This is a genomic window from Micromonospora zingiberis (assembly GCF_004331455.1).
GTDB classification, from domain to species: Bacteria; Actinomycetota; Actinomycetes; order Mycobacteriales; family Micromonosporaceae; genus Micromonospora; species Micromonospora zingiberis.
The window spans coordinates 227,571-251,644 of record NZ_SJJR01000003.1 but is presented as its reverse complement, the minus strand read 5'-3'; the positions used below and the strand labels follow the sequence as shown (position 1 = coordinate 251,644).

24 protein-coding genes and 2 pseudogenes are annotated in these 24,074 nt (G+C 72.0%); 14 read left to right on the top strand and 12 right to left on the bottom strand.

Annotated features, from left to right (window positions below; all coding sequences use genetic code 11):
* The first annotated feature begins 89 nt into the window (after nucleotides 1-89).
* The 8 genes and pseudogenes from E0H26_RS06450 to E0H26_RS06420 all read left to right on the top strand — a co-directional run.
* Nucleotides 90-1,280: a hypothetical protein gene (locus tag E0H26_RS06450; protein ID WP_131302001.1), complete on the top strand. Its 1,191-nt coding sequence runs from the start codon at nucleotides 90-92 to the stop codon at nucleotides 1,278-1,280.
* On the top strand, nucleotides 1,267-3,912 hold the full coding sequence (locus E0H26_RS06445; RefSeq protein ID WP_131301998.1) for a sensor histidine kinase: 2,646 nt from the start codon (nucleotides 1,267-1,269) through the stop codon (nucleotides 3,910-3,912). Before E0H26_RS06450 ends, E0H26_RS06445 begins: the two co-directional genes overlap by 14 nt.
* Nucleotides 3,909-4,379 carry a roadblock/LC7 domain-containing protein gene (locus tag E0H26_RS06440; protein ID WP_131301993.1) on the top strand — a complete coding sequence of 157 codons (471 nt, stop codon included), beginning with the start codon at nucleotides 3,909-3,911 and terminating at the stop codon, nucleotides 4,377-4,379. The genes E0H26_RS06445 and E0H26_RS06440 overlap by 4 nt, the downstream gene beginning before the upstream one ends.
* Nucleotides 4,376-4,843 carry a DUF742 domain-containing protein gene (locus E0H26_RS06435; protein WP_131301990.1) on the top strand — a complete coding sequence of 156 codons (468 nt, stop codon included), beginning with the start codon at nucleotides 4,376-4,378 and terminating at the stop codon, nucleotides 4,841-4,843. The genes E0H26_RS06440 and E0H26_RS06435 overlap by 4 nt, the downstream gene beginning before the upstream one ends.
* Complete coding sequence (locus tag E0H26_RS06430; protein ID WP_131301987.1) at nucleotides 4,821-5,573, top strand: GTP-binding protein; 753 nt, start codon at nucleotides 4,821-4,823, stop codon at nucleotides 5,571-5,573. The genes E0H26_RS06435 and E0H26_RS06430 overlap by 23 nt, the downstream gene beginning before the upstream one ends.
* Nucleotides 5,574-5,614: 41 nt before the next feature.
* On the top strand, nucleotides 5,615-6,118 hold the full coding sequence (locus E0H26_RS06425) for a hypothetical protein (RefSeq protein ID WP_131301984.1): 504 nt from the start codon (nucleotides 5,615-5,617) through the stop codon (nucleotides 6,116-6,118).
* Nucleotides 6,119-6,155: 37 nt separating this feature from the next.
* Nucleotides 6,156-6,770, top strand: a pseudogene (locus tag E0H26_RS30550) (AAA family ATPase); the annotation flags it as partial.
* Between the two features lie 195 nt (nucleotides 6,771-6,965).
* Nucleotides 6,966-8,522, top strand: a pseudogene (locus E0H26_RS06420) (AAA family ATPase); the annotation flags it as partial.
* 21 nt (nucleotides 8,523-8,543) lie between these two features.
* Here the strand turns inward: E0H26_RS06420 and E0H26_RS06415 are convergent.
* From E0H26_RS06415 to E0H26_RS06390, 6 genes are all read right to left on the bottom strand, one after another.
* Complete coding sequence (locus E0H26_RS06415; protein WP_131301978.1) at nucleotides 8,544-9,053, bottom strand: GNAT family N-acetyltransferase; 510 nt, start codon at nucleotides 9,051-9,053, stop codon at nucleotides 8,544-8,546.
* A 104-nt stretch (nucleotides 9,054-9,157) separates the two neighbouring features.
* A complete protein-coding gene (locus tag E0H26_RS06410; RefSeq protein ID WP_131301975.1) occupies nucleotides 9,158-10,132 on the bottom strand; it encodes a hypothetical protein in 975 nt (324 codons plus the stop codon).
* A gap of 174 nt (nucleotides 10,133-10,306) precedes the next feature.
* A complete protein-coding gene (locus E0H26_RS06405; protein WP_131301972.1) occupies nucleotides 10,307-10,768 on the bottom strand; it encodes a DUF3263 domain-containing protein in 462 nt (153 codons plus the stop codon).
* Nucleotides 10,769-10,973: 205 nt separating this feature from the next.
* Entirely contained in the window at nucleotides 10,974-11,987 is a 1,014-nt protein-coding gene (locus E0H26_RS06400; RefSeq protein WP_131301969.1) for an ABC transporter permease subunit, read from the bottom strand.
* Nucleotides 11,984-12,988 carry an ABC transporter ATP-binding protein gene (locus E0H26_RS06395; protein WP_131301966.1) on the bottom strand — a complete coding sequence of 335 codons (1,005 nt, stop codon included), beginning with the start codon at nucleotides 12,986-12,988 and terminating at the stop codon, nucleotides 11,984-11,986. The genes E0H26_RS06400 and E0H26_RS06395 overlap by 4 nt, the downstream gene beginning before the upstream one ends.
* Nucleotides 12,989-13,140: 152 nt before the next feature.
* Entirely contained in the window at nucleotides 13,141-13,926 is a 786-nt protein-coding gene (locus tag E0H26_RS06390) for a DeoR/GlpR family DNA-binding transcription regulator (RefSeq protein ID WP_131301963.1), read from the bottom strand.
* A gap of 189 nt (nucleotides 13,927-14,115) precedes the next feature.
* Here E0H26_RS06390 and E0H26_RS06385 point away from each other — a divergent pair, with 189 nt between their 5' ends.
* The 3 genes from E0H26_RS06385 to nagA are packed head-to-tail and all read left to right on the top strand — an operon-like array spanning nucleotide 14,116 to nucleotide 17,214.
* A complete protein-coding gene (locus E0H26_RS06385; protein WP_131301960.1) occupies nucleotides 14,116-15,045 on the top strand; it encodes an SIS domain-containing protein in 930 nt (309 codons plus the stop codon).
* Between the two features lie 43 nt (nucleotides 15,046-15,088).
* Nucleotides 15,089-16,108 (top strand): ROK family protein, encoded by a 1,020-nt coding sequence (locus E0H26_RS06380; RefSeq protein WP_131301957.1) that lies wholly within the window; start codon nucleotides 15,089-15,091, stop codon nucleotides 16,106-16,108.
* Nucleotides 16,105-17,214 (top strand): N-acetylglucosamine-6-phosphate deacetylase, encoded by a 1,110-nt coding sequence (nagA, locus tag E0H26_RS06375; protein ID WP_131301954.1) that lies wholly within the window; start codon nucleotides 16,105-16,107, stop codon nucleotides 17,212-17,214. Before E0H26_RS06380 ends, nagA begins: the two co-directional genes overlap by 4 nt.
* A 12-nt stretch (nucleotides 17,215-17,226) precedes the next feature.
* Here nagA and E0H26_RS06370 read toward each other — a convergent pair whose 3' ends face one another.
* A complete protein-coding gene (locus E0H26_RS06370; RefSeq protein WP_119577715.1) occupies nucleotides 17,227-18,438 on the bottom strand; it encodes a DUF4032 domain-containing protein in 1,212 nt (403 codons plus the stop codon).
* Between the two features lie 141 nt (nucleotides 18,439-18,579).
* Here E0H26_RS06370 and E0H26_RS06365 point away from each other — a divergent pair, with 141 nt between their 5' ends.
* Both E0H26_RS06365 and E0H26_RS06360 read left to right on the top strand, forming a co-directional pair.
* Nucleotides 18,580-19,317 (top strand): phosphatase PAP2 family protein, encoded by a 738-nt coding sequence (locus E0H26_RS06365; protein WP_206024931.1) that lies wholly within the window; start codon nucleotides 18,580-18,582, stop codon nucleotides 19,315-19,317.
* A gap of 9 nt (nucleotides 19,318-19,326) precedes the next feature.
* Nucleotides 19,327-20,559, top strand: a complete 1,233-nt coding sequence (locus E0H26_RS06360; protein ID WP_131301948.1) for an APC family permease — start codon at nucleotides 19,327-19,329, stop codon at nucleotides 20,557-20,559.
* A gap of 9 nt (nucleotides 20,560-20,568) precedes the next feature.
* On the opposite strand, the gene E0H26_RS06355 is transcribed toward E0H26_RS06360, so the two are convergent.
* The 4 genes from E0H26_RS06355 to E0H26_RS06340 all read right to left on the bottom strand — a co-directional run bounded on the left by E0H26_RS06355 (nucleotide 20,569) and on the right by E0H26_RS06340 (nucleotide 22,715).
* A complete protein-coding gene (locus E0H26_RS06355) occupies nucleotides 20,569-20,922 on the bottom strand; it encodes a hypothetical protein (RefSeq protein ID WP_131301945.1) in 354 nt (117 codons plus the stop codon).
* Nucleotides 20,919-21,392, bottom strand: coding sequence for a hypothetical protein (locus E0H26_RS06350; RefSeq protein WP_165521769.1), 474 nt, complete (start codon nucleotides 21,390-21,392; stop codon nucleotides 20,919-20,921). Before E0H26_RS06350 ends, E0H26_RS06355 begins: the two co-directional genes overlap by 4 nt.
* A gap of 130 nt (nucleotides 21,393-21,522) precedes the next feature.
* Entirely contained in the window at nucleotides 21,523-21,996 is a 474-nt protein-coding gene (locus tag E0H26_RS06345) for an NUDIX domain-containing protein (RefSeq protein ID WP_131301942.1), read from the bottom strand.
* A complete protein-coding gene (locus tag E0H26_RS06340) occupies nucleotides 21,993-22,715 on the bottom strand; it encodes a helix-turn-helix domain-containing protein (protein WP_240742049.1) in 723 nt (240 codons plus the stop codon). The genes E0H26_RS06345 and E0H26_RS06340 overlap by 4 nt, the downstream gene beginning before the upstream one ends.
* A gap of 525 nt (nucleotides 22,716-23,240) precedes the next feature.
* Between E0H26_RS06340 and E0H26_RS06335 the strand changes: the two genes are divergently transcribed.
* A complete protein-coding gene (locus E0H26_RS06335; protein WP_131301935.1) occupies nucleotides 23,241-23,489 on the top strand; it encodes a hypothetical protein in 249 nt (82 codons plus the stop codon).
* A 331-nt stretch (nucleotides 23,490-23,820) separates the two neighbouring features.
* Here the strand turns inward: E0H26_RS06335 and E0H26_RS06330 are convergent, their stop codons facing one another.
* Nucleotides 23,821-24,069, bottom strand: coding sequence for a hypothetical protein (locus tag E0H26_RS06330; RefSeq protein WP_131301932.1), 249 nt, complete (start codon nucleotides 24,067-24,069; stop codon nucleotides 23,821-23,823).
* Nucleotides 24,070-24,074: the final 5 nt, after the last annotated feature.

The window sequence follows — 24,074 nt, the reverse complement described above, 5'->3', positions numbered from 1 at the left end:
TCATCGCGCTTCGGTTAGTTTTCCGGTCCGGCGCACGGGACCGGCTCCTCACGCCGCCCCGAAGCTGCGCAACCGCCGAGGAGACCACCATGACCGCTCCCGCGTCGCGGGTCCGTCGTCGGCCCCGGACACCGGGTCGACTCTTGCCCCTGTTTCTCGCCACCGCGCTCCTGCTGCCGGTGGCGTTCCTCGTCGTACAGGCCTATCGGGGCGTGGACGCCGACCGGGAGGTTCTCGAACGGGAACGACTCGGCGTCGAGTACATCCGGGCCCTCGGCCCGGTCACCGAGGCACTCGTGGACGCGCAGAGCGCCGCCGTCACCGGCCAGCCAGCACCACGGGAACGCCTCGACCAGGCGGTAGAGAGCGCCGCAGCCGTCGATGCCCGCATCGGCGGGGAGCTGAGCACCAGTGAGCGGTGGGCTGGCCTGCGCGCCAAGTTGGAGGCACTGCCCGAGCGGTCGCTGACGAACCCGGAAGCCGCCTTCTCCGCGTACGGCGAGGTCACCGACCTGCTGCTGTCCCTGCACGGCAAGGTACGCGAGACCTCCGGCCTGATCCGCGACTCCGGTGCCGACTCGTACTTCCTTCAGGACGGCGTGGGCGAGGAGATGCCGGAGGCCATGGTGGCGGCCGGCCGGCTCGCCGACATGGCGGTGTTGATCGAGCGTCGGCCCGCCGCCGACCGGGCACGCTCTCTCGGCGAGCTGTCCACCCTCCGGTTCGCCGCCCTGCAACCCGCCAACGACCTGGTGAACAACCTCCAGTCGGCGGTGGACAGCTCGACAAGCACCGAGCTGGGCGCAAGCGTGCTCGCCCCCTTCGACGTCTACCAGCAGGCGGTCGGGGCGATGGCCGCCGCGGCCCAGCCGGCCAGCGGGACGGACACGGTGGATGCGGCTCGGCTCGCCACGGCTCGGGAACAGGCCCAGGAAGCTGCCATCCAGCTCCAGCCGGTCATCCTCGACGAGATCGACCGACTGCTGCTGGATCGGATCGACCAGCTGGATCGCGAGAACCTGCGCATTCTCGGCGCGGGCGCGACCGTGGGACTGCTGCTGACCCTGCTCGCCGCGAGCGGCTGGTTGTTCCCTCGCCGGGCCGGCGTCCCCGGCGGCGCGGGCGAGTCACCCACCAGCGCCAAGCCTGAGCCGACGCCACCAACCGGCCGGTTGGAGCCGACCCCGGACCGCCCGACGAACGAGCAACTGCCGGCTCTGCAAGCGGCCGGCCAGGGGCGCGAGCCGGACCGGTGGAGGCCGTTCGATGCTGCTCGATAGGTTTCGGATCCGGGGCAAGCTGACCGCCCTGGTGATCATCCCCCTGATCGGCATGTTCGGCCTGACCCTGCCGGTCGTCGCCGAGCGGGTCGGGGTGGCACAGCGCGCCGGCGACATCGAGACGACCATCACCGTCGCCAGCCGCGTCGGCAGCCTGCTCCAGCACCTCCAGCACGAACGCATGCTCGCCTTCGGCCTGCTGCTCGGCCAGGCCGACCGCAGTGAGCTGGTGCAGGAGATCGCGGAGGTGGACGACATGATCGTCGACCTGCGCGCGGATCTCGGGGCCGAACTCCCCCGCCAGGTGTCCACCGCCCTCGACGGCCTCAAGCAGCTGGCTGAGGTGCGGGCCGCCGCGCTGACCGGCCAGGCCGACCCGGCGCAGATCCTGGGTGCGTACGGACCGCGACACATCGCGCTGATCGACTCGCTGCGTCTGTCCTACGACGTGGACACCCAGTCCTCGGCGGGCCGGCAGGTGCTGGCCCTGGACGGCATCCTTCGGATGGGTGAAGGGCTCTCCACCGGCGGCGCCCTGACCGTGCTGCTCGCGGCGACGCCGGACCCGCAACTGGCCAGCCTGTTCGTGGCGAACAACGCCTCCCTCGTGACGGAGAGCCAGCAGGTGATCGGCCTGCTCACGCCCGCCCAGTTGGAGCTGGTCAACCTCGAACAAGCCGCCGTGGTCGCCCGGACCAGTCCGGAGTTCCTCGTGCAGAGTGCCCTGGACCCGGTGGGGGCGCTGGCCGACCTGACGGCCGAGGAACTCTTCCCCGCCATGTCCTCGATGATCACCCTCGGGCAGTTCGTCGAGAAGAAGCTGATCGCCGACGTCACCGCGGAGGTACGCGCCGAGCGCGAGGCGGCCCTCTCCGTGGCGTACTGGGTCACCCTGCTGGTGCTGCTGGTCCTGATCGGTGTCGTCGCGCTCGCCGTGACGATCGGCCGGTCGGTGGCCAACCCGCTGACCCGGCTCACCCGCTCCGCCGACCGGGTCGCCCGGGTCGCCGAGTCCGAGTTGACCAGGGTCGCCGACGACGAGACGGACACCGCCCAACCGGTCCGGCTCGACGCGGTCGACGTACGGGCCCGGGACGAGATCGGTGACCTGGCCCGCGCCTTCGAACGGGTCCAGGACACCGCCGCCCGGCTGGTGGAACGGCAGGCCGCGAGCCGGCGCAACGTGGCGCAGATGTTCGGTCACGTCGGCCGGCGTACCCAGAACCTGGTCGGCCGGCAACTCGCGTTGATCGACCGGCTGGAGCGGGAGGAGGCCAACCCGGAGCGGCTGGAGAGCCTGTACCGGCTCGACCACATCTCCAGCCGGCTGCGGCGTAACGCGGGCAGCCTGGTGGTGCTCTCCGGAGCCACCGGCGACGATCCGCACGTGGCGCCGGTCCAACTCGGCGACGTGGTCCGCCTGGCGCTCGGCGAGATCGAGGACTACACCCGGGTGGACGTCCGGTTCCCCCCGGGAATCGCGGCGGCGCCCGCGGTCGTCGGTGACCTGTTGCTGGTGCTGGCCGAGTTGATGGAGAACGCCACCGTCTTCTCCCCACCACACACCCGCGTGCTGGTCAGCGGCGAACTCGCCGGCGACGGGGTGCGGGTCTCCGTGACGGACCACGGTATCGGCATGACCGAGGCCCGGCTGGCCGACGAGAACTCCCGGCTCACCCGACGGGAGCGACTGGACCTGGCCCCGACCGAGGTGCTCGGACTCTTCGTGGTGGGCCGGCTGGCCCGGCGGCACGGTTGGACCGTCTCGCTCACCGCTACCGCAGGAGGCGGCGTCACCGCCACCGTGCTGGTGCCGCTCTCCGACCTGGTGGTCGGTACGCCCGAGCCGCCCGGTGGCGCGGTCGTGCCGTTCGCCAGGACGTCCCGACCCGGCGGCGGCCGGGAGCCCCAGCCCGCTATCCGGCGGCCGGCCGGCGGCAGTCCGACGCCGCCCGGACGCGCGCTGGCGGTGGTCACCGGCTCGACCCGGCCGGTGATCGAATCAACCTCCCTGCCCGGCTTCGATCCCAAGCTGCTGACCCGGGCCACCGAGAGCATCGAGGTCTCCGGCTCCTGGGACGCCTTCGCCACGAGTCCCACCACCACCACTGCGGCCGGCTCGCCGCCGGTCACCGCTCCCGACCAGGTCCCGGCCGGACCGAGCGACTCGGCCCCGCAGGTCCGGCAGCTCGCGCCACCGTCCGCCCCACCCGCCCCGGCCGGCCCGCTACCCGGGGTCCGGCAACGGGTGCCCGGCGCGAGCCTGCCGATGAGCACGCCCCGGATCGGTCCCGTCGACGCCACCAGCGCCGACCCGACCGCCGCCCGGGCCCTGGTCGAACAGTTCGAGTCCGGGGTACGCCGAGCCGAACAGACCAGAAGCGAGGCCGGGCCGGCCCCGATCAGCGCCACGGCACCGGTCACCGCCAGGGCGCCGGTACGGCCGACCAAGCTGACCCGGCGGGTCCCCGGCGCCAACCTGGTCGTACCGCCGCCCCGGCAAGCGCCGGCTCAGAACCCCGGTAATCCGGCCGAGGTCCGCGACCTGATGAACGCGTTCGAGACCGGTGTCGCCCGGGCTCTGCGCGATGTCCGTCCCGATCACAGCAGCGAAGAAGGAAAATCACGGTGACAAGCTCGAACGTGCACGAGAATCTCGACCACCAGAGTCATCCCGCCGGTGACCTGAGCCCCGAGGCTCGTACCTTCAACTGGCTCCTGGACTCCTTCACCTCGGGCACTGCCGGGGTGAAGGAGGCAATCGCGGTGTCGTCGGACGGCCTGCTGATGGCGATGTCCGCGATCAAGGATCGGTCCAACGCGGAGCGGCTGGCCGCCGTGGTGTCGGGAATGACCAGCCTGGCCGGCGGCGTGGCGAGCTGGTACGCGCTCGGCGGGCTGAACCGTGTGGTGGTGGACATGGCCGAGGGCTACCTGCTGATCACGGCGATCAGCAGCGGTTCGGTACTCGGTGTCGTGGCCGACCGGTCGGCCAACCTGGGCACCGTCGCCTACGAGATGACCCTCTTCGCCGGTCGGGCCGGTAGCGCGCTCACCCCCCGCCTGATCGCCGAACTCAAGAACGCCGTACAGCAATGAGTCCCGACGCCGCCGGGTCGGAACCGGAGCCGGTCATCCGGATCCGGCCCTACCTGCGTGAAACCGCTTCGCCCGGCGGCGTCGGGCCAGCGGCCGTCGGACCGGAGTCGGAAGGAGGGCCTGCCGGGCCCCGCCCCTTCGTGCTCACCTCCGGGCGGGTGGCCGGCGCCGACCCGGCGATCGGACTGGAGACCCAGGTGACCGCCCGGGTCGCCGCCGAGCCGTGGAACCTCACCGTCGCCCGGCTGGCGCCCGAACTCCAGGCGATCGTGGCGCTCTGCGCGGTGCCGATGTCGGTCGCCGAGATATCCGCCAAGACCCGGCTCCACCTCGGCGTGACCCGGGTCCTGGTCGGCGATCTGCGCGCCGCCGGCCACCTGGACGTACATGTCGCCGACACCGACGACACCCTCAACCCCGACGTCATCCTGCGAGTGATTGATGGACTCCGTGCGATCTCCTGACTGGCCAGTCACCCCACCGGGCGGGCCCACCCCGAACAGCGCCACCGGCCGTTATGGCGCCCCCGGATCGACCCCGCCCCACGTGGGCCGGGCAGCCCTACCACCGGCAAGCGCGCCGACCGTACCGGAGCCGTACCGGCCACCGGTGGTGACCGACGCGTCCCGGCCCACCCCGCCGATCCCTGTCAAGATCGTGATCGCGGGTGGTTTCGGCGTCGGTAAGACCACTGCGGTGGGTTCGATCTCGGAGATCGTCCCGCTGACCACCGAGGCGGTGATGACCGCCGCCGCGATCGGAATCGACGACCCGGGGCAGAACTCCGCGAAGACCACCACCACGGTCGCGATGGACTTCGGCTGCGTCACCATCGACCGCAGCCTGAAGCTCTACCTGTTCGGCACTCCGGGCCAGGCCCGCTTCGGTTTCATGTGGGACGACCTGACCGAGGGGGCGCTCGGTGCGCTGGTGGTGGTCGACAGTGCCCGGCTGGACGACTGCTATCCGGCGGTCGACTACTTCGAGCAGACCGGCCTGCCCTTCGTCGTCGCGGTGAACGCCTTCGACGGAAAACTGGCGCACGACCTCGACTCGATCCGGTGGGCCCTGGCGGTCGGCGAACACGTACCGCTGGTGCAGTTCGACGCCCGCGATCGGCTCTCGGTGCGAGACGCTCTGTTGGTCGTCCTGGATCGGGCGCTGGACCGCGCCACCCGGGACAAACGGGCCTGAGCCGACCGGCTCGGGGCCCCTCGTGGGAAGGGGTGAGACGGATGAGAGGCGGACTGGACGAAACCCTGGACCGGATGCGTCGGCGCGAGGAGGCGCTACGCCGCCGGTCCACGGACCCGGCCGGGACGGCCGACGACCAGGTCGGTCCTCCAGAAAAGACGGGCCCCACGCCCGGCACCGGCGTGAGCCGGGTCGAGAGCCGCAACGCGGGACCCGGCTGGGGCACCGCCCGCGAGGCGCAGCCGCGACACGTGTTGGAGGACGTCGCCGAGGCGCTGCGGGCCGCCGTGGCGCTTCATCCGGGCACGTCGGTCGCCGCCCGAATCGATCACGACGGGCAGGCGTACGACCTGCGGGTGGCCTGGACCGGCCAGGAGGTGACCGTGACCGGGCAACCCGTGGCGGCACCACCGGCCTGGCCGATCTCCGCGACCGCCGAGCCCGGCTGGTCCACCCGCGAGGACAACCCGGACCCGGCGGCCCGGCTGGCCGAGCTGATCCGCCGCGACCCGTCCCTGCTCACCGGTGAGGAGCCGACGGGCTGACCGGACGTGGGATGACCGGGCCGTCTAGGGTCGGGCGATGGGCGAACCCGAGTTGACCCTGACCGCGAGCCTGCGGCCGGCCGCACTGGATGCCCGGCGCGGCATCGTCCGGCTGCACCCCGAGGTGCTCACCGCGCTGGCCCTGCGGCCGGGCGACCCGGTCCGGCTGGCCGGCCGGCGGGTGACCGCCGGGGTCGTCGCCCCGACCGAGCCGACCGCGAGCGCCGCCCTGCTGCACGCCGACGACCTGATGTTGGGCAACCTCGGCGTACGCGACGGCGGGCAGGTACGGGTGAGCCCCGCCCCGGTCAGCGCGGCGCCCCGGGTGCTGCTCGCCGGGCCAGCGGAGGTGGTCGCGGTGGTCTCCCCGGAGATGCTCCGGTTGGCGCTGCTGGGCAAGGTGGTCACCACCGGCGACGACGTGTCGCTGCTGCCCCAGGACGTCCTGCCCGACGCCTCGACGCGCAGCCTGGTCGAGGCGGCCCGGCGTAGCCTCTCCACCCGAGTCGGCTACGCCTGGACCAGCACCCTGCTCCGGGTCGTCGCCGCCGAACCCGAGGTGGCCGCCCTGGTCACCATGGACACCGTCGTCGGCTGGGAGCACGGCGCCGCCACCCACGGCGCCGCCGGCCGCCCCGCGGCCCTGGCCGCCAACGGTGGCAGCGCCCGGACCGGCGTCGCCCAGTTCGGCGGTACGGGCGCCGGCCAGTTCGGCGGTGCCGGCGTCGGCGGGTTCGGCGTTCTCGCGGGTGACCGGGTCGGCGGCGGGGCCGAGGCCGGTCAGGTCGAGGGTGTCGATGCCGGCGGGTTGGCCACCGGCGCCACCACGACGGCGGCCGAGCACGTCCCGTCGGTGGACGAACTGCCCGGCCTGCGCTCCCAGGCCGAGGAACTGACCGAACTGCTCGACCTCGGCTTCCACCACCGCGAGGTGCTGGGCCGGCTGGGCACCACCGTGGCACTCGGGGCGCTCGTCAGCGGCCCGGCCGGCTCGGGCAAGTCGGCGCTGGTCCGCGCGGTCGCCGCCCAGGTCGGTGCCCGGGTGCATCAACTCTGGGCACCCGAGGTCGCGGCGTTGAGCAACTCCTCCGCCGCCGCACGGCTACGGGCCGCGACCGCCGAGGTGCTCGCCGAAGGACCGGCCGTGCTGCTGGTCTCCGACGTGGAGGCGCTGGCCCCGGCGGACACCCCGGGGCCGGTGGCGACCGTGTTCCGCCAGTGCCTGGCCCAGATCGTCCGTGCCGGCGCGGCGGTGGTCGGCACGACCAGCCGACCGGAGGCCAGCGACCCGGCACTGCGCGCCCCCGACCTGCTCTCGTTGCGGATCGACGTACCGCTGCCCGACGCCGCGCTGCGCCGGGAACAGTTGACCGTGCTGACCCGCCCGGTCCCGCTCGCCGACGACGTACGGCTGGACGAGGTGGCCGGGCGTACCCCCGGGTTCGTCGCCGCCGACCTGGCCGCGCTGGTCCGCGAGGCCGGCGTCCGCGCGGCGCTGCGGCAGAAGTCGGCGGAGAACCCGACGGTGCAGATGAGCGACTTCACGGCCGCCCTGGAGGTGGTCCGGCCGACCAGCATGGCCGCGTCCACCCTGGAACTGGCCCGGGTGACCCTGGAGGACGTCGGCGACCTGGTGGAGGTCAAGGAGAAGCTGACCGAGTCGGTGCTCTGGCCGCTGACCTACCCGGACACGTTCGCTCGGCTCGGCGTGCAACCGCCGCGCGGGGTGCTGCTCTACGGGCCGCCCGGCTGCGGCAAGACCTACCTGGTCACCGCGCTGGCCGGCTCCGGCCGGGCGAACGTGCTCTCGGTCAAGGGCGCGGAGCTGCTGTCGAAGTGGGTCGGCGAGAGCGAACGGGCGGTCCGCGAACTCTTCCGCCGGGCCCGGGAGGCCGCGCCGACGCTGGTCTTCCTGGACGAGGTGGACGCCCTCGCCCCGGTACGCGGCCAGGCCACCGACGGCGGCACCACCGACCGGGTGGTCGCCGCGTTGCTCACCGAACTCGACGGGGTGGAGGCGCTGCGCAACGTCGTCGTGGTGGGCGCGACCAACCGCCCCGACCTGGTCGACCCGGCGCTGCTGCGCCCGGGGCGGCTGGAACGGCTGGTCTACGTGCCGCCGCCGGACGCCGAGGCACGGTCGGAGATCCTGCGTGCCGCCGCACGCAACGTGCCGCTCGCCGAGGACGTCGACCTCGCCGCCCTGGGCACGGCGTTGGACGGCTTCTCGGCCGCCGACTGCGCGGCCCTGGTCCGCGAGGCGGCCCTGGCCGCGATGCGCGAATCACTCTCCGCCGCCACGGTCACCGCCGCGCACGTCGAGACGGCCCGGTCCCGGGTACGCCCGTCCCTGGACCCGGCCCAGGTGGCCTGGCTGGCCGCGTACGCCGAACAACGCGGCTGACGGCGACGTACGACGGCGCCGCTACGGTGCCGGCGGGGTCGAATCGAGGTGGATCTCGGCGTGGACCCGGCCGTCGTCCTCGCGCAGTTTCGCGCCGCACTTGTCGAGCACCGACAACGCGCCGCGATTCTCCGGTGCCGTGTCCGCGACCACGACCCGCATCCCGGCTGCGGCGGCCAGGTTCAACAACTCGCGCAACGCCACCGCACCGATGCCCTGGCCCCGGGCCGAGCGGCCGAGCCACATGCCGACCTCGACGGCGTCGGGCTCGTCCCGTCGGGTCATCCGGATCATCCCGACCACTTCGCCGCCGGCCAGGATCGCGTACATGGCGGTGCGGGTGGCCGCGTCGAGACCACCGAAGTTGGCCCGGTGGAACTCCCGGAACGCCTCCCGGCGAGCATGCGACCAGCCGGCCGGTGCCGCCACCGGCGGCATCACATCGGCCGGCTCTGCCTCGGCAACCGCTACGGAGAGCAACGGCTCAAGGTTCTGCTCGTCCACCGGCTCCAACCGGACCGCACCCGTCACGTGCCGGAGTCTTCCGCGCTCGGCAGCGGAAGTCCACCCGGTTGGCGCCGAGCTGAACCTCTGGCCGAAGGGACCAGCCGGTCGGGCCAGGACCTGCTGCTGCCTCACGCTCCGCTGTCGTCTGGCGGGTGGAACTCGCAGCAGACGGCGGAGGCGTCGTCGGCCCGTTTGTGCCGACGCAACCGGTCGAGATGCTCCCGCTCGGCGGCCCGCACCCGATCGATCAGCCCACCCGGCCCTTCGGCGGCCACCACGTCGAGCAGGCCGCCCCAGTCGAACAGCCCGAACTCCTCGACGGCCGCCGACGCGCCGTCGCTGAGCAGCACCGCGCGGCGCAGTGCCCCGGGCCCGCGCAGTGGCAGGGTGCCGACCACCGCGTGGTACGCCGCGTCCGGATCGGCGGCAGCGACCCAGTAGCCGTGCGTACGGTTCATCTGCTCCCGCTGTGCCGTGACGGCGTGCCGCAACCGGGTGGCCCGGTCGGTCGACTCCGGCAGTACGGCGGCGGTGCCGCGCAGCCTGGCCGCCGCGTCGGCCAGCCGGTCATCGACGACCACGTCCACCCGGTCGCCGCTGTCGAGCACCAGCGGGCTGTCGCAGAGCACCAGATAGTCCACCTGATCCCCACCGTCGCGCAGCAGGCAGACCGTGCTCGCCGGGGTACCCGGATGATCGAGGTCGCACTGGTCGCCGTGGTCGGCGCGGACCGCCAGGATCGCCGCCGCCAGGTTGCTCACCAGCGTGGCCGCCGGCCGAGCCGCCTCGGCCAGGCCAAGCCGGGCGGCCAGGTGCTGGACGTACCACTGCGGCCCGTGTACGCAGCCGGTGTCGAAGCCCTCCGGCACGGTCGCCCCGTCGAGCACCCCGACCAGGGACCCGAACTGGAACACCACGTCCTCGTTGACCGCGCGGCCCGGTGGCGGAGCCGACGCGCTGCGTACCCGCATGGTCGGCGGTGCCCCGACCGCCGCGCCCCGCCGACGCTCACCGGCGGTCGCCTCGGGCGGTCCGGTACCGCTGTCCGGGTGCGTCACCCGCACCGCCGTCCGCCTCGGTTTCCCGGGCTCGCCTCCGGTCATCGCCGCCACCTCCGCCGCCCCGGCTACCCGCCCGACCGCCCGACATGCCCTCAGGCTCGGACGGAGACAGCCGGCCCGCAGCCGGGCCGACCAGCACCGCCCGACATGCCCTCAGGCTCGGACGGAGACAGCCGGCCCGCAGCCGGGCCGACCAGCACCGGAGTCGCGGCGGACTCAGCGGCGGCGGTTGCGGGCCCGGGAAGCGCGCAGCCGGCGCAGCCGGCCGACCAGCACCGGATCGGCGGCGAGCGCCGCCGGGTTGTCCAGCAGCGCGTTCAACAGTTGGTAGTAACGGGTGGCGGAGAGCCCGAAGCGGTCCCGGATCGCCTGTTCCTTGGCGCCCGCATGCCGCCACCACTGCCGCTCGAAGGCGAGGAGTTCGCGCTCGCGGTCGCTCAGGGCCACGCCAGCCGGGACGGTATCGGCGGCACTCGGCGCCGACGTACTCTCTGCTGCCGCCTCCTCCGCCGGGGAGAACTCGTCTTCCGGATCCTCCGCCGGCTCGTCCGCCGGGTCACGCGCCGGGGAGAACTCGTCTTCCGGCGCCGACTCCACCTCTGGTGCGGACCTCGGCGGCGGCACCGTGACGGCGTCCGGACCGGTCTGGGCAACCGGGGTGGCGTCGGCGGGCTGCATGCGGCTCCTCACGGGGGTCGGCCGGCGACGCCAACCGGGCCTACCAGCCTAGCCACCGGTCACCCAGCTCGCAGCGGCGGCGCGATCGGCACCGGCGTACGGTTGCCGGCCGCTCGCCGCACCGACGCCGACGGCGCGGCCGGGGACCCGACCGCGCCTGCCGGTGCCGGGCGCGAGCGGTGTGCCGCTCGCGCCCGGCAGCAACTCAGGTGACGTCCCGCCGTCGCATCGTCCAGAGCGCCGCGCCGAGGAAGAGCGCGATGCCCACGGTGAACAGCAGCGACGAGTGGTGCCAGGTGATGTCCAGGGTGGCCGCGTTGCACTCGCCGGTGTAGGAAGCGTTGCAGGATCGCCAGTCTTCGAGGGTGACCGTCTTGGTCATCCAGGCATAGACGTACGTGGGCAGCAGCCACGCCTCACCGAACCGCACCTGGGCCATGTCCAGCAGGATGGCGAGCCCGCCCTGACCGACGACGATGACCGCGACGGCCCCGCCGAGTGCCATCGCGGTGTGTCGACCGAGCGAGGCCAGGGCGAAGCCCACGGTCGCCGCCACCAACGCCAGCACGATGCCGCGTAGCCCGGTGAGCAGGAACGACTGCCAGGTACCGGAGGTCATCCCCTCGGTGCTCCCGCGCCAGTTGGCGACCAGCCAGAGGCTGCCGAACCAGGCCGCCGAGGCGGGCAGCGCCAGGGCGAGCAGCCCGGTGAGTAACGCTCCCAGCTTGGTCAACAGGACGGTGAGCCGCTTCGGCCGCCACAGCAGGAGGTTCATCATCCCGCCGGTGCTCCACTCGGCGCCGACGAAGGAGGCACCGACCACGAAGCCGACCATGGCCAGGATTGCCGCGAGTGGGATCAGCATGTCCTGGAAGGAGGACTTGAAGATGAAGGTCGACGGCAGGTACCACTCGTCCCGGATGTCCTCGCGTGCCGGTGGGGCGATCTCCGCGCAGTCAGCCGGGTAGTAGTCGACGTTCTCGCCGGCCGCCTTCGCCCGTTCGCAGTTGGCGCGCTCCTGCTCGACCCACCGAACCTGCTCGGCGTGGCTCTGGTCGGCGGATCGCTTGGCCTCTGCCCACTGCTCGGGGCCGATCTTCTGGTTGGTGATGAACAGGCCCACCACGACGAGGGCCAGCACCAGCAGGCCGCCCACGGTCGTCCAGCGGGTGAAGCGCCGCTTGGTCAGCCGGCGCAGTTCGGTACGGAAGAGACTCACGCGCCCCAACCTCCCCCGGTGGGCGCGGGCGGCCCATCGACTCGTACGGACTGGTCGACCTGCCGGTGCTGCCCGGGGACCGGCGTGGTGGCGGTCAGGTCGAGGAATACGCTCTCCAGGTCGACGGCGACCGGGGTGAGTTCACTGACGTAGAGACCCTGCTCGGCGAGGAGCCGGGTGACCGTGGCGGGCTTGTCCACCCCGGCGAGCATCAGGTGGTCCGGGTTCGCGGTGACCCGTACGCCGGCCCGGGTCAGCGCGGTGGCGGCGAGCGGAAGGTCGGTGACCGCGTCCAGTCGGAGCCGTACCGCGCCCGAGGAGTGCTGCGCCAACACCTCCTCCACCGGACCGAAGGCGACCCGCCGGCCCAGCGAGATGATGGTGACCGAGTCACAGATCAGCTGGATCTCGCCGAGGATGTGGCTGGAGAGCACCACCGTCATGCCGGACTCGGCGAGGTTGCGCATCAGCGTACGCATTTCCCGGATGCCGCCCGGGTCGAGGCCGTTGGCCGGCTCGTCCAGGATCAGCAGCCGCGGATTCTTCAGCAGCGCCGAGGCGACCGCCAGTCGCTGCTTCATGCCGAGCGAGTACGTCTTGACCCGCTCGTTGGCCCGGCCGCTCAGCCCGACCAGTTCCAGCACCTCGTCGACCCGCTGCGCGGGCACCTCGCCCGCACCGGCCAGCAACGACAGGGTGTCGCGGGCGGTGAAGTGCGGGAAGAACTGTGGGCTCTCGACGATCGCGCCGACCTGCCCGGCGACCTCGGCGAGCGCGGCGGGCACCTCGTGCCCGAGGATGCTCATCCGGCCGCCGTCGGGGCGGATCAGGCCGAGCAGCGTACGCAGGGTGGTGGTCTTTCCTGAGCCGTTGGGCCCGAGGAAGCCGTGCACCTGGCCCGCCTCGACTCGCATGTCGAAGCCGTCCAGGGCGTTGCGTGTGCCGCGTCGTCGGCTCCGGTACGTCTTTCGTAGACCTTCGATTTCCAGGACAGCTGGCAAGCTGCACCTCCCCCGTTGGTGTGGGTGACGCCGACACCATACTCGGTATACAGCGGAGGGCAATACCCGGTATGCATCGCCATGCCGAACTCCCTGTTAAAAGGGGCCCCCTGCTCTACCGGAGGCGTTAACAGGGGGCCCTTCCTTGCACCTCAGGCGGAGATGACGTGGACGCCGGCGGCGCGGAAGGCGTCCACCACCTCGGGCGCGGCGCCCGAGTCGGTCACCAGCGTCTCGACCCGCTCGACCGGACAGATCCGGGCGAAGGCGTGACCGCCCAACTTGGACGAGTCGGCGATGATCACCACCCGCTTGGCGCGGGCCACCATCAGGTTGTTCATCGCGGCCTCACCCTCGTGATGGGCGGCGGCACCGAGCTGCGGATCGATCGCGTCCACCCCGAGCAGCGCCACGTCCAGGGTGACCTCGCGCAGCAGCGCTCCACCCAGCGGCCCCACCAGCTCGAACGACTTGGGTCGCACCACCCCGCCGGCGACCACGACCTTCATCCGGGAGCGGACCAGCAGTTCGTTGGCGATGTTGAGGGCGTTGGTGACCACGGTCAGTTGCGCGCCCTCCGCGCTGGTGTTGAGGTCCGGCCGGACGGCCAGCGCCCGGGCCACCTCGGTGCTGGTGGTACCGCCGTTGAGGCCGACCACCGTGCCGGGCGCGACAAGCGCTGCGGCGGCGGCACCGATGCGCTGCTTCTCGGCGGAGTGCTTGGCCGTCTTGTAGCGCAGCGGCAGGTCGTAGGAGACCCCGTTGGCGACCGCGCCGCCCCGGGTACGGGTGATCATCTGCTGCTGGGCGAGCTGGTCGAAGTCCCGACGGATGGTCGCCTGGGAGACGTCCAGGCGGTCAGCGGCCTCCTCGACGGTGACCCGACCGGAGTCGGTCAGCATTTCGAGCAGGGCGTTCCATCTCGCGTAACGGTCCACCCCGGGACCTCCGTGTCTGCACGAACGGTGATTGGTTGCGTGCACACTAGTGCTCGAAACTACGATGAGGCAAAACTCTGGGCTGCGCGATCACGCCAGCGGTTGCTATTTCCACCGGATTTCACGCAGAATGACGCGCGAAAGACGGGTCAAACGAGCCGTAATGCGCAGCCGCTGCGAGGAGTTCTCATGGCGTACGTGAACGCGGAGATCGCAAGCCAGCCGGACTGCTGGCGCCAGGCAGCCGAACTCGCTCCCACGGTGCTCGACCGTCTACCCGCCAGCGGGGAACGGGTCGCCGTCGTCGGCTGCGGCACGTCGTGGTTCATGGCGATGGCGTACGCGGCCCGCCGCGAGGCCACCGGCCACGGCGAGACGGACGCCTTCCAGGCCAGCGAGTTCCCGTCCGGCCGCCGCTACGACCGGCTGCTGGCGATCACCCGCTCCGGCACCACCACCGAGGTGCTCGATCTGCTTGCCACGCTACGCGGGCGGATTCCCACCACCGTGCTGGTCGGCGACCCCACATCCCCGGCGGTGGGCCTCGCGGACAGCGCCGTCACCATGGCGTTCGCCGACGAACGGTCGGTGGTGCAGACCCGCTTCGCCACCACCGCGCTGGCGCTGCTGCGCGCACAACTCGGCGACAACATCGACGCGCTGGTCGCCGACGCGGAGGTCGCCGTCCGCGCCCCGCTGCCGATCGACCCGAGCCTGATCGAGCAGGTCACCTTCCTCGGCCGTGGGTGGACCGTCGGCCTGGCCCAGGAGGCGGCGTTGAAGTGCCGCGAGGCGGCCACCTTCTGGGCCGAGGCGTACCCGGCGATGGACTACCGGCACGGCCCGATCTCGGTGGCCGCCCCGGGCCGGCTCGTCTGGGCCTTCGGTGAACTGCCCGACGGGCTGCCCGAGGACGTCGCCGCCACCGGCGCCGCCTTCGCGCACAGCCGCACCCACGGGGTCCGCACCGTGCTGGGTCGCTGGGCGGCCGGGCGTACCCCGGTCGATCCGATGGCCGACCTGATCCTGGCGCAGCGCTTCGCCGTCGCCCTGGCGACAAGTCGCGGGCTGGACCCCGACGCGCCCCGGCACCTGAGCCGGTCCGTGGTCCTCACGTGAGGCAGTTCGTTCCGGCCAGCCCCGAGCGCAGCGAGGGGTCGGCATGAGCGACGTCGTCGTGGCGCTGGACGTGGGTGGCACCGGGATGAAGTGCGCGCTGATCGACACGGACGGCGCCGTACGCCACACCGAACGGCACCCCACCGACGCCGGGCGCGGTCCCGACGCCGTGGTCGAGACGATCCTGGCGGTGGCCGAAGGGCTGGCCGGCAAGGCGCACGCGGACGGGCTCACCCCGACCGCGCTCGGCATCGTGGTACCGGGCATCGTCGACGAGGCCCGTGGCGTCGCCGTCTGGTCGGCGAACGTCGGCTTTCGGGACGTACCGCTGCGGGAACTGGCGTCCACGCGGCTCGGCCTGCCCACGGCGCTCGGCCACGACGTACGCGCCGGTGGCCTGGCCGAGGCGCGGCTGGGCGCCGGCCGCGACGCCGGGCACGTCCTCTTCGTGGCGATCGGCACCGGCATCGCCGCCGCGCACGTGGTCGCCGGAACGGCGGCCACCGGTGCCCACGGCGCCGCCGGGGAACTCGGCCACATCCTGGTCCGACCGGACGGGCCGGTCTGCGGCTGCGGCCGGCCCGGCTGCCTGGAGGCGATCGCCTCCGCCTCGGCGGTCGCCCGGCGCTACGCCGAACTCAGCGCCGCCGAACCGATCCCGACGGCCGAACCCGCCGGCACCGGCACCGCCGAACTTGCCGGCGCCGGATCGGACGACGGGTCCGCCGCCCGGTGGGAGTCGGGACCGAGCATGGTTACCGCCGCCCAGGTAGCCGCCCGTGCGGCGGCCGGCGAGGAACTCGCCACCCGGGTCTGGCGGGAGGCCGTCGAGGCGCTGGCCGACGGCCTCGCCACCGGCCAGGCGCTGTTCGACGTGGAGACGATCGTGCTGGGCGGTGGTCTCGCCCAGGCCGGCGCCGGGTTGTTCGACCCGCTGCGTACCGCGCTGCGGGATCGGCTGACCTTCCACCGGGAGCCACGACTGGTCCCGGCCGCTCTCGGCGACGAGGCCGGCTGCCTCGGCGCCGCCCTGCTCGCCCTCGACCAGTTGGAGACGTCATGACCGTCCGGGTGAACGGCAAGGTGGTGACCCCGAGTGGGGTGATCCGACAGGGCTGCATCGAGGTCAGGGGCGACCGGATCAGTGCGGTCGCCGAGTACCCGTCGGTGCGCGACGGGCACTGGATCGTGCCCGGCTTCGTGGACGTGCACACCCACGGCGGGGGTGGGCACACCTTCACCACCGGCGACGCCGACTCCGCCCGCGCCGCCGCCGCGTTCCACCTGGGCCACGGCACCACCAGCCTGCTGGCCAGCCTGGTCAGCGCCCCCTTCGAGCTGATGCGCTCGGCCACCACGGCCTTCGCGCCGCTGGTTCACCAAGGCGTCCTCGCCGGCATCCACTTCGAAGGGCCGTACCTGTCCGCCGCCCGCTGCGGCGCGCAGAACCCCGAGTTCCTCCGCGACCCGTCCGCCGACGAACTGACCGAATTGATCAAGCTGGGCGACGGGGCGGTCCGGATGGTCACCCTCGCGCCCGAGCGCGCGGGCGCACTGGAGGCCATCGCGCTCCTCGCCGAGCAGGGTGTGGTGGCCGCGGTCGGGCACACCGACGCCACGTACGAGCAGACCCGGGCCGCCATCGCGGCCGGCGCGAGCGTCGGCACCCACGTCTTCAACGGCATGCGTCCGGTGCACCACCGGGAGCCTGGGCCGGTGGTGGCGCTGCTGAGCGCGCCGAACGTGGTCTGCGAACTGGTCGCCGACGGGGTGCACCTGCACGAGGGGACGCTCACCTTCGCCACCGCGACCGCCGGGCCGGAACGCTGCGCGCTGATCACCGACGCGATGGCCGCCGCCGGCATGCCCGACGGCGAGTACGAGCTGGGCGGCCAGGCCGTCACCGTCACCGACGGGGTGGCCCGGCTGGCCGGCGACGGCGCCATCGCCGGCAGCACCCTGACCATGGACGCGGCGCTGCGGCACGCGGTGGCGGCCGGCGTCCCGCTGCCCGACGCGGTACGCATGGTGGCCACCACCCCGGCCCTGGCGGTCGGGATCGGCGACCAGGTCGGCGCCCTCCAGACCGGCCTGCGTGCCGACCTGGTGGTGCTCGACAACGATCTGGAGGTCGTCCGGGTGATGCGCGCCGGCGAGTGGGTGCAGTGACCCGCTGGCCGGTCAGCGCGGCGCCGGGATCTCCACGCCGAGGACGGCCTGCTCGTCAGGACGGTGCACCAACTCGTCGGTGAGGAACGACTGCACCGCGTGACGCATCCCGACATCCCGCCCGGCCCGCTCGGAGAGCAGCCACTTGTGCTCGATGATCTGGGCGAACAGCTCCTGCGGTTCCAGCTTGCGCCGCAGGTGCGCGGGGACCGCCCGGACCACCGGCTCGAACACCTCGGTCAGCCAGCGGTGGGCGGCCTGCTGCTCGTCGGTCAGGTCGCTCTCCGCCCGGTACGCGTCGAGGTCGTTGAGCAGCTTGCGGGCCTGGTTCTCCTCGGCGTCCAGCCCGGTCAGCCGGAGCAGCCGCCGGTGGTGGTAGCCGGCGTCGACCACCTTCGGCCGGATCAGGTACCGCCCGTTGTCGATGGTCGACATCGCCACCTCGGCCACGTCGAAGCCCATCTCGTTGAGCCGGCGGATCCGCCCCTCGATGTCGTGCCGGGCCTCCCGCTCGACCTGCTGCTCGTAGGTGATCTCGTGCCACAGCCGCTCGTAGCGCTGCACGACCTCCTCGCAGACCACCTCCGGGTCGATCGAGTCGTGCAGCAGACCGGCGGCCTGCAGGTCGAGTGCCTCGCCGAAGATGTTGACCCGGGCGATCTCCAGATCCTCGCCGCGCTGGCCGTTGGAGAGGGCGGTGCGCAGCGCCCCGGTCTCGGCGTCGACCAGGTACGCGGCGAAGGCGCCCGCGTCCCGCCGGAACAGCGTGTTCGACAGCGAGCAGTCGCCCCAGAAGAAGCCGGTCAGGTGCATCCGGACCAGCAGCGCGGCCAACGCGTCCAGCAACCGGCCCATGGTCTCCGGCCGCAGCGTGTGCGAGAACAACGCCCGGTACGGCAGCGAGAACTGAAGGTGCCGGGTGATCAACACCGGGTCGAGTGGCTCACCGGCCTCGGACTCCCGGTCGGCGACGATCGCCACCGCCTGCACCGACGGGAAGTCGATCCGCTCCAGGGCGCGCAGCAGGTCGTACTCCCGCTCGGCGACCCGCTCGCCGGTCTCCTTGACCGCGTAGACGTACCCACCGAGGCGGACGAACCGCACGATGTGCCGGGAGATGCCCTGCGGCAGCGCGACCAGGTGCTCGGCCGGCCACTGCTCCAGCGGTGTCGACCAGGGCAGGTCGAGCAGCGCCGGGTCTACGAGGGCCGAAGTGATCCGCACGGCGTCAAGTCTGACGGCTCGCCGCCCGGAACGCTTCCCCGCGTGGCTCGGCCCACAGTCGCCCCGCACCGCGCGAACCCGGCCACCGCGCCGGGCCGGTAGCGTGATCGGGTGCGAGAAACCCCGACGGTACGCCGGAAGGTGCGGCTGGTGCCGGTCCGCCCGGCCGGCTGGTGGTTCGACGCGCTGCTGCTGGCCGCCCTCGTCGGGCTGACCGCGGCGCTCGCCGCCGGCTGGTTCTTCGGGGTCGACCGGGCGGTGGCCGACTGGTCCGACGCACACCGGCCCACTGCCGCCTGGTGGATCGCGTTCATCCTCAACTACCTCGGTCAGGGCACCCCGCTGGCCCTGATCGCCGCCGGCCTGGGACTGCTGTTGGCGATCCGGCTGCGCTCGGTGCGCCCGCTGTTCGTCCCGGTCGCCGCCTTCGTACTGACGCTGTTCACCGTCGGCCCGCTGAAGGTGTGGACGGCCCGGCCCGCCCCGAGCGCCAGCGTCAAGGAGCCGTTCCTGCCACCCGAGCAGACCCTCCCGCTGTTCCAGGACGACCTGCCGGTCCGGTTCGCCCAGTCGTACCCGTCCGGGCACGTGGCCAACGCGATCGTCTGGTACGGCGTACTCGCGTTGCTGCTCGCGCCCCTGCTGGCCAGCCTCGGCCGCACCCTGCCGCGCCGGGTGGTGCTGGCGGTCCGGATCGTGCCGCCGGCCGTCGTGCTCTGCACCACCACCTACCTGGGGTGGCACTGGCTGAGCGACTCGGTGGCCGGACTGATGCTGGGGCTGCTGCTGGACCGGCTGCTGCACCGGGTGCCCTGGGACGAACTGCCGCTACCGGCCCGGTTACGGCGATGGGACCGCCCGTTCATCCCGCCTGTCTAGGCTGCCGCTGTGGATCAGCTGGCGCGCCGGTTGGGCGTACCCGATGCCGTGATCATCGGTCTGGGGTCGATGCTCGGCGCGGGCGTCTTCGTGGTCTTCGCGCCCGCCGCGGCGGCGGCCGGCGGCGTCGGGCTGCTCGTCGCGCTGGCGCTGGCCGGCTTTGTCGCCTTCTGCAACGCGACCAGCTCGGCCCGGCTGGCGGCCCGCTACCCCGAGTCGGGCGGCACCTACGTGTACGGCCGGGAACGACTCGGCCCGTTCGCCGGCTTCGTCGCCGGCTGGGGCTTCGTGATCGGCAAGACGGCCAGCTGCGCGGCGATGGCGCTGACCATCGGGGCGTACCTCTGGCCGGGGCAGGCCCGGCTCGTCGCCGTCTCCGCCGTCGTCGCGGTGACCGGCGTGAACCTGCGCGGCATCAGCAAAACCGCCGCCGCCACCCGGATCCTGGTGCTGCTCGTGCTGGCGGTGCTGGCCCTGGTCGCGGTGGCCGGCGCGACCGGCGTCTCGATCGACCGGATCGACCAGCCCGGCGGCTCCACCCGGGGCATCCTCACCGCCGCCGGCCTGCTCTTCTTCGCCTTCGCCGGGTACGCGCGGATCGCCACCCTCGGCGAGGAGGTACGCGAACCCGAGCGCACCATCCCCCGCGCGGTGCCGCTGGCCCTCGGCCTGGTGCTGGTCATCTACCTGGCGGTGGCCGTGATCGCGCTCGGGGTACTCGGGCCGGCACGGCTCGCCGGGTCGACCGCACCGCTTGCCGACGTGGTGACCGCCGCCGGGCTGCCCGGCCTGGCCTGGGTGGTCCGCGCCGGAGCGACCGTCGCGGTGACCGGGGTGCTGCTCTCCCTGGTGGCCGGGGTCGGCCGCACCACCCTCGCGATGGCCCGCCGCCGCGACCTACCCGCCGCCCTGGCCGCCGTGCACCCCGTACACCGGGTGCCGCACCGCGCCGAACTGGCCGTGGCCGCCGTGGTGATCCTGGTGGTGACGCTTGGCGACGTACGGAGCGCGATCGGCTTCTCCAGCGTCACCGTGCTGGTCTACTACGCGATCACCAACGCGGCGGCACTGACCCTCGGCCGGGAGCCGGCGCGGAAGCTGCCGGTCCAGGCGCTCGCCGTCGCGGGGCTGGTCGGCTGCCTGGTACTCGCGGTCAACCTGCCGCTGTCGAACGTGCTCGCCGGCTTCGGCGTGCTCGCCCTCGGCGCCGCCTGGTACGTGCTCCGCGCAGCCCGCCAATGACCGTCTCGGTCACTCCGTCTCACGTGGGTGGCCGGTGCCGACGTACGTAAGCCAGACCGTCCGGCGCTCGTCGTCGACGAGGTACCAGATCCGTCCTCCGCCGGTCACCTCGTACTGCCAGCGCTCCAGTTCCTGGCCCTTCCAACTGGCGGAGGCGAGCGACCCCTTGAGGCGGTGCTGGCGCTCGGGTGAGGTGCGTAAGCGTGGGGCGTTCCGCAAGGCCTCGAAGGCGCGCCGCAGATTGCTCGGTGCTTGCCGGGAGAGGTGTTCCCAGCCGTCGGCTGCCGCAGAGTCGGCGAAGCGCAGGTCGAACTCGCCCGGTAAGGCCGGAGGCGCGGCGCGGTCGCCTCGTTTGGGGCTCACCGCTCCGAACCCGGTGCCGGCACCGGTCCAAGGTCGCCCGCCGGTTCCCTGGTGACCCGCTCCAACAGCACCGGGTCCGCGTAGATCTCGGCGGTGTGTCGCCACTGCGCCAACAGGACGGCGACCGGCGACAGGTTCTCCAACGAGGCCGCTCCCTGTGCGACCGTGACCAGCTCACTCAGCAGTTCCGTCACGTCTTCCGGAGGAAGGAAGGCGACCCAGGGCAGCGCCTCGCCGAGCACCCGACGAACGACATCGGTCGGTTCCGACCGAATGAGACCGGCCAGCAGCCGTGCGGTGAAGTCGATGACCACCGCGTCCCGCTCCATCTGGTCGGCGGACGTCAGGGCCAGGTCGTCGGCACCGCGACGACGCAGCCGAAGGGCGCGCACCTGACCGAGCCGCTCGGCTGCGGCCGCGGGACGATGCAGGAACTCGCTGAACGGAAGCTCTTCGTAGACCGCCGACACGACCTCCACACTACCGTGGAAGTCCACCGAGGGTCACGCCACGTCGATAACCATCACAGTGACGTTGTCGTGACCGCCGGAGTCGACAGCTCGTCGCCCGCGCCGAAGGCCAGCGCATCGATGGGTGGGGCTATCCGAGGTAGGGGGTGTCGCGGTGCTCGGCGTGGTGGTGGAGGCGAAGGCGGACGGTGTCGTGGATGGGGATGCGGTCGAAGTCGGTGGGGTGGATGAAGCGGACCTCGGTGGACTCGTCGCTGACGGTCAGCGTGCCGTCGGTGACTCGGGCGAGGTAGGTCACGGTGAACTCCTGCCGGACTTCGCCGTCGGCGTACGCGATGACGTGTGCGGGGTCGGTGTAGATGCCGAGCAGGCCGGTGATCTCGATGTCGAGGCCGGTTTCTTCCTTGACCTCGCGGACGGCGCATTGTTGGAGGGTTTCGCCGATGTCCATGGCGCCGCCGGGTAGGGCCCAGTTGCCGGAGTCGGTGCGCCGTTGCAGCAGCACGCGGCCGTGCTGGTCGGTGACGAGGGCGGCGGCGCCGGGGACGAGGCTGTTCGCGGTGGGGGCTTGGGGGTCGTGGTAGTAGTCGCGCCGGCCGGTCACCGGGTCTCCTTCGGGTAGGCGGTGGTGGTTTGCCAGATCTGTTCGAACTGGTCGGCGTGGGCGGCGAAGATGCCGTGCGGGGAGAGGTCGCGCAGGTGCAGGGCGGGGTGTTGGTAGCCGCGGGCGCGGTACAGGTGTGGGGTGACGATCATCTGGTGGTCGAACCGGAACACCGAGTTGTACAGGTGCACGGTGTGCAGGCCGATCTCCACCCCTGGCACGCCGTGGAGGGGTTCGCAGAAGTTGAGGGCGTTGCGGATCCGGCCGGGTAGGGTGCCGCCGATCTGTTCGAGGCCGTCGCGTTCGGCGACGTGCGGGCAGTCGGGGTCGGCGAACGCGAGCCGGACCCGGGCGCCGTTGGCGGCTTTGTCGGTGATGAGCTGCATGGTGTTGGGCAGCAGTTCCAGCAGGAACGGGTAGGCGTAGCCGAGCAGGTCGATCCGCGTGGTGGCGCCGGTGAGCAGGGCGGCCCAGACGTGGTGGCCGATGTCGGCGCGGTGGGCGTAGGCGGCGACGACCTCAGCGGTGGCTTCCGCGCCGGGTGCCTGGTCGGGGCGGGTCTGGGGCCACAGGTCGGCTTCGGTTTCGCCGAGGGCGTCGGCGACGGCGAGGCGGGTGCGTTGGTGGGGGACGCGGCCGGCGAGCCACCGGGTGACGGTCTTGACGTCGACACCGACGGCTGTGGCGAGGGCGGCCGGGTCGAGGTGGGCGCGGAGCATGGCCGCGCGCAGGCGGTGACTCATACCGTCCCACGGTAGTGGACACAGCGGGACGCGCCAGGGTCGTGGAAGTGTCCGGGCTGATGTCTATCGGGACGTTGGGGTGCCCGGAGCTGGTTCGTAGGTTCAGGGGCAGGGATCGAAGACCGCACGGGCTGGTCGATCAAGAAGTTCGTCCGCACCGCCCGCCGCTACCCGATTGCATGCGGATAACTGGAGAGCGCACGGGGCTTCAGCCCAAGGTCTTTCGCCCGTTCATTTGCGGTTACCTCAGCATGATGTCCAGGAAGCCGCGCTTCCAGTTCGGAACCGCCCATCGCGGCTCGCTGGCGTGGGTCAACGTCGCGGACGCCGGAGGCCACAAGGTCTGGACCATTCTCGGTACTCATCACAACCGTGTCTCGCTGCGATCTAGCGATGAGATCGAGCGAACCATTGATCCGCTCAGCACTACGCCCCAGGCGAGGAACATCGCATGCCCTTCCTGCGAAAGCGGGATCGTTGTTGTGCACCAGGACCGGTTCGGTGCCGGCGAGTACATTCCTGCTGAAACAGAACGAGATCGCCGGCCGCGTCGTCGACGCGATGATGGCCAAAGACGTCCACGGCATGAACGTCGCAGCTCAGGAACTCGCCGACCTCAACACAGCACACCAAGACCTCGCCGAAGACATCGCGAAGTACAAGGCCAACACCGGCATCGACCCAGCCGACGCCGCACCAGCAGCACCCGAGCCCGCGAAGCCACGCCGCGCCCGCAAGCCGACCAAGTAGCCGCAGCGCCAGCGCACAACGGCCGATTGGCTAAGAAAAGCTATACAGGATCAAGTAACGGCCCGGCTCCCGCCGGGCCGCGCGCACGCGCTCAAGGCCTACGGCCCCGCGCGCACGCCAGGCGGAAACATGCCAACGCGCGATTCGCCTCACGGCATCGCCACTGACAGGCATCGATATCCAACTCTTGGACAGGCCGAAAGCCTACTAATCGACCGTCATGCATGAGCATGATCGAATGACATCAGCCGTGACAGCAGGGTGGCCGCACACCGACGCCCCCACCTGCCACCCAGCGCCAAGTCCACCCGGCTCACGGCGGCCAGGTTCTTTACATTTCAATCCCCAGATCACGGGGAATGCCGCGAATCCATTCGCGCTGCTCAGGATCAGCCAATTCTGCAACCCGCTCTACAATTTCAGCGAATTCTTGGCGATCGCGATCCTCCATCTGATCCAGCTCAAATCCGACACTTTCCAACGCGTTTACGGCCGCGTGTGAATCTAGGCCGAACTTTGCACCGTCCTCAAGAATCGCTACAACCGAGAGCAACGCCTTGAAAAGATAATCTGAGATCACGGCTC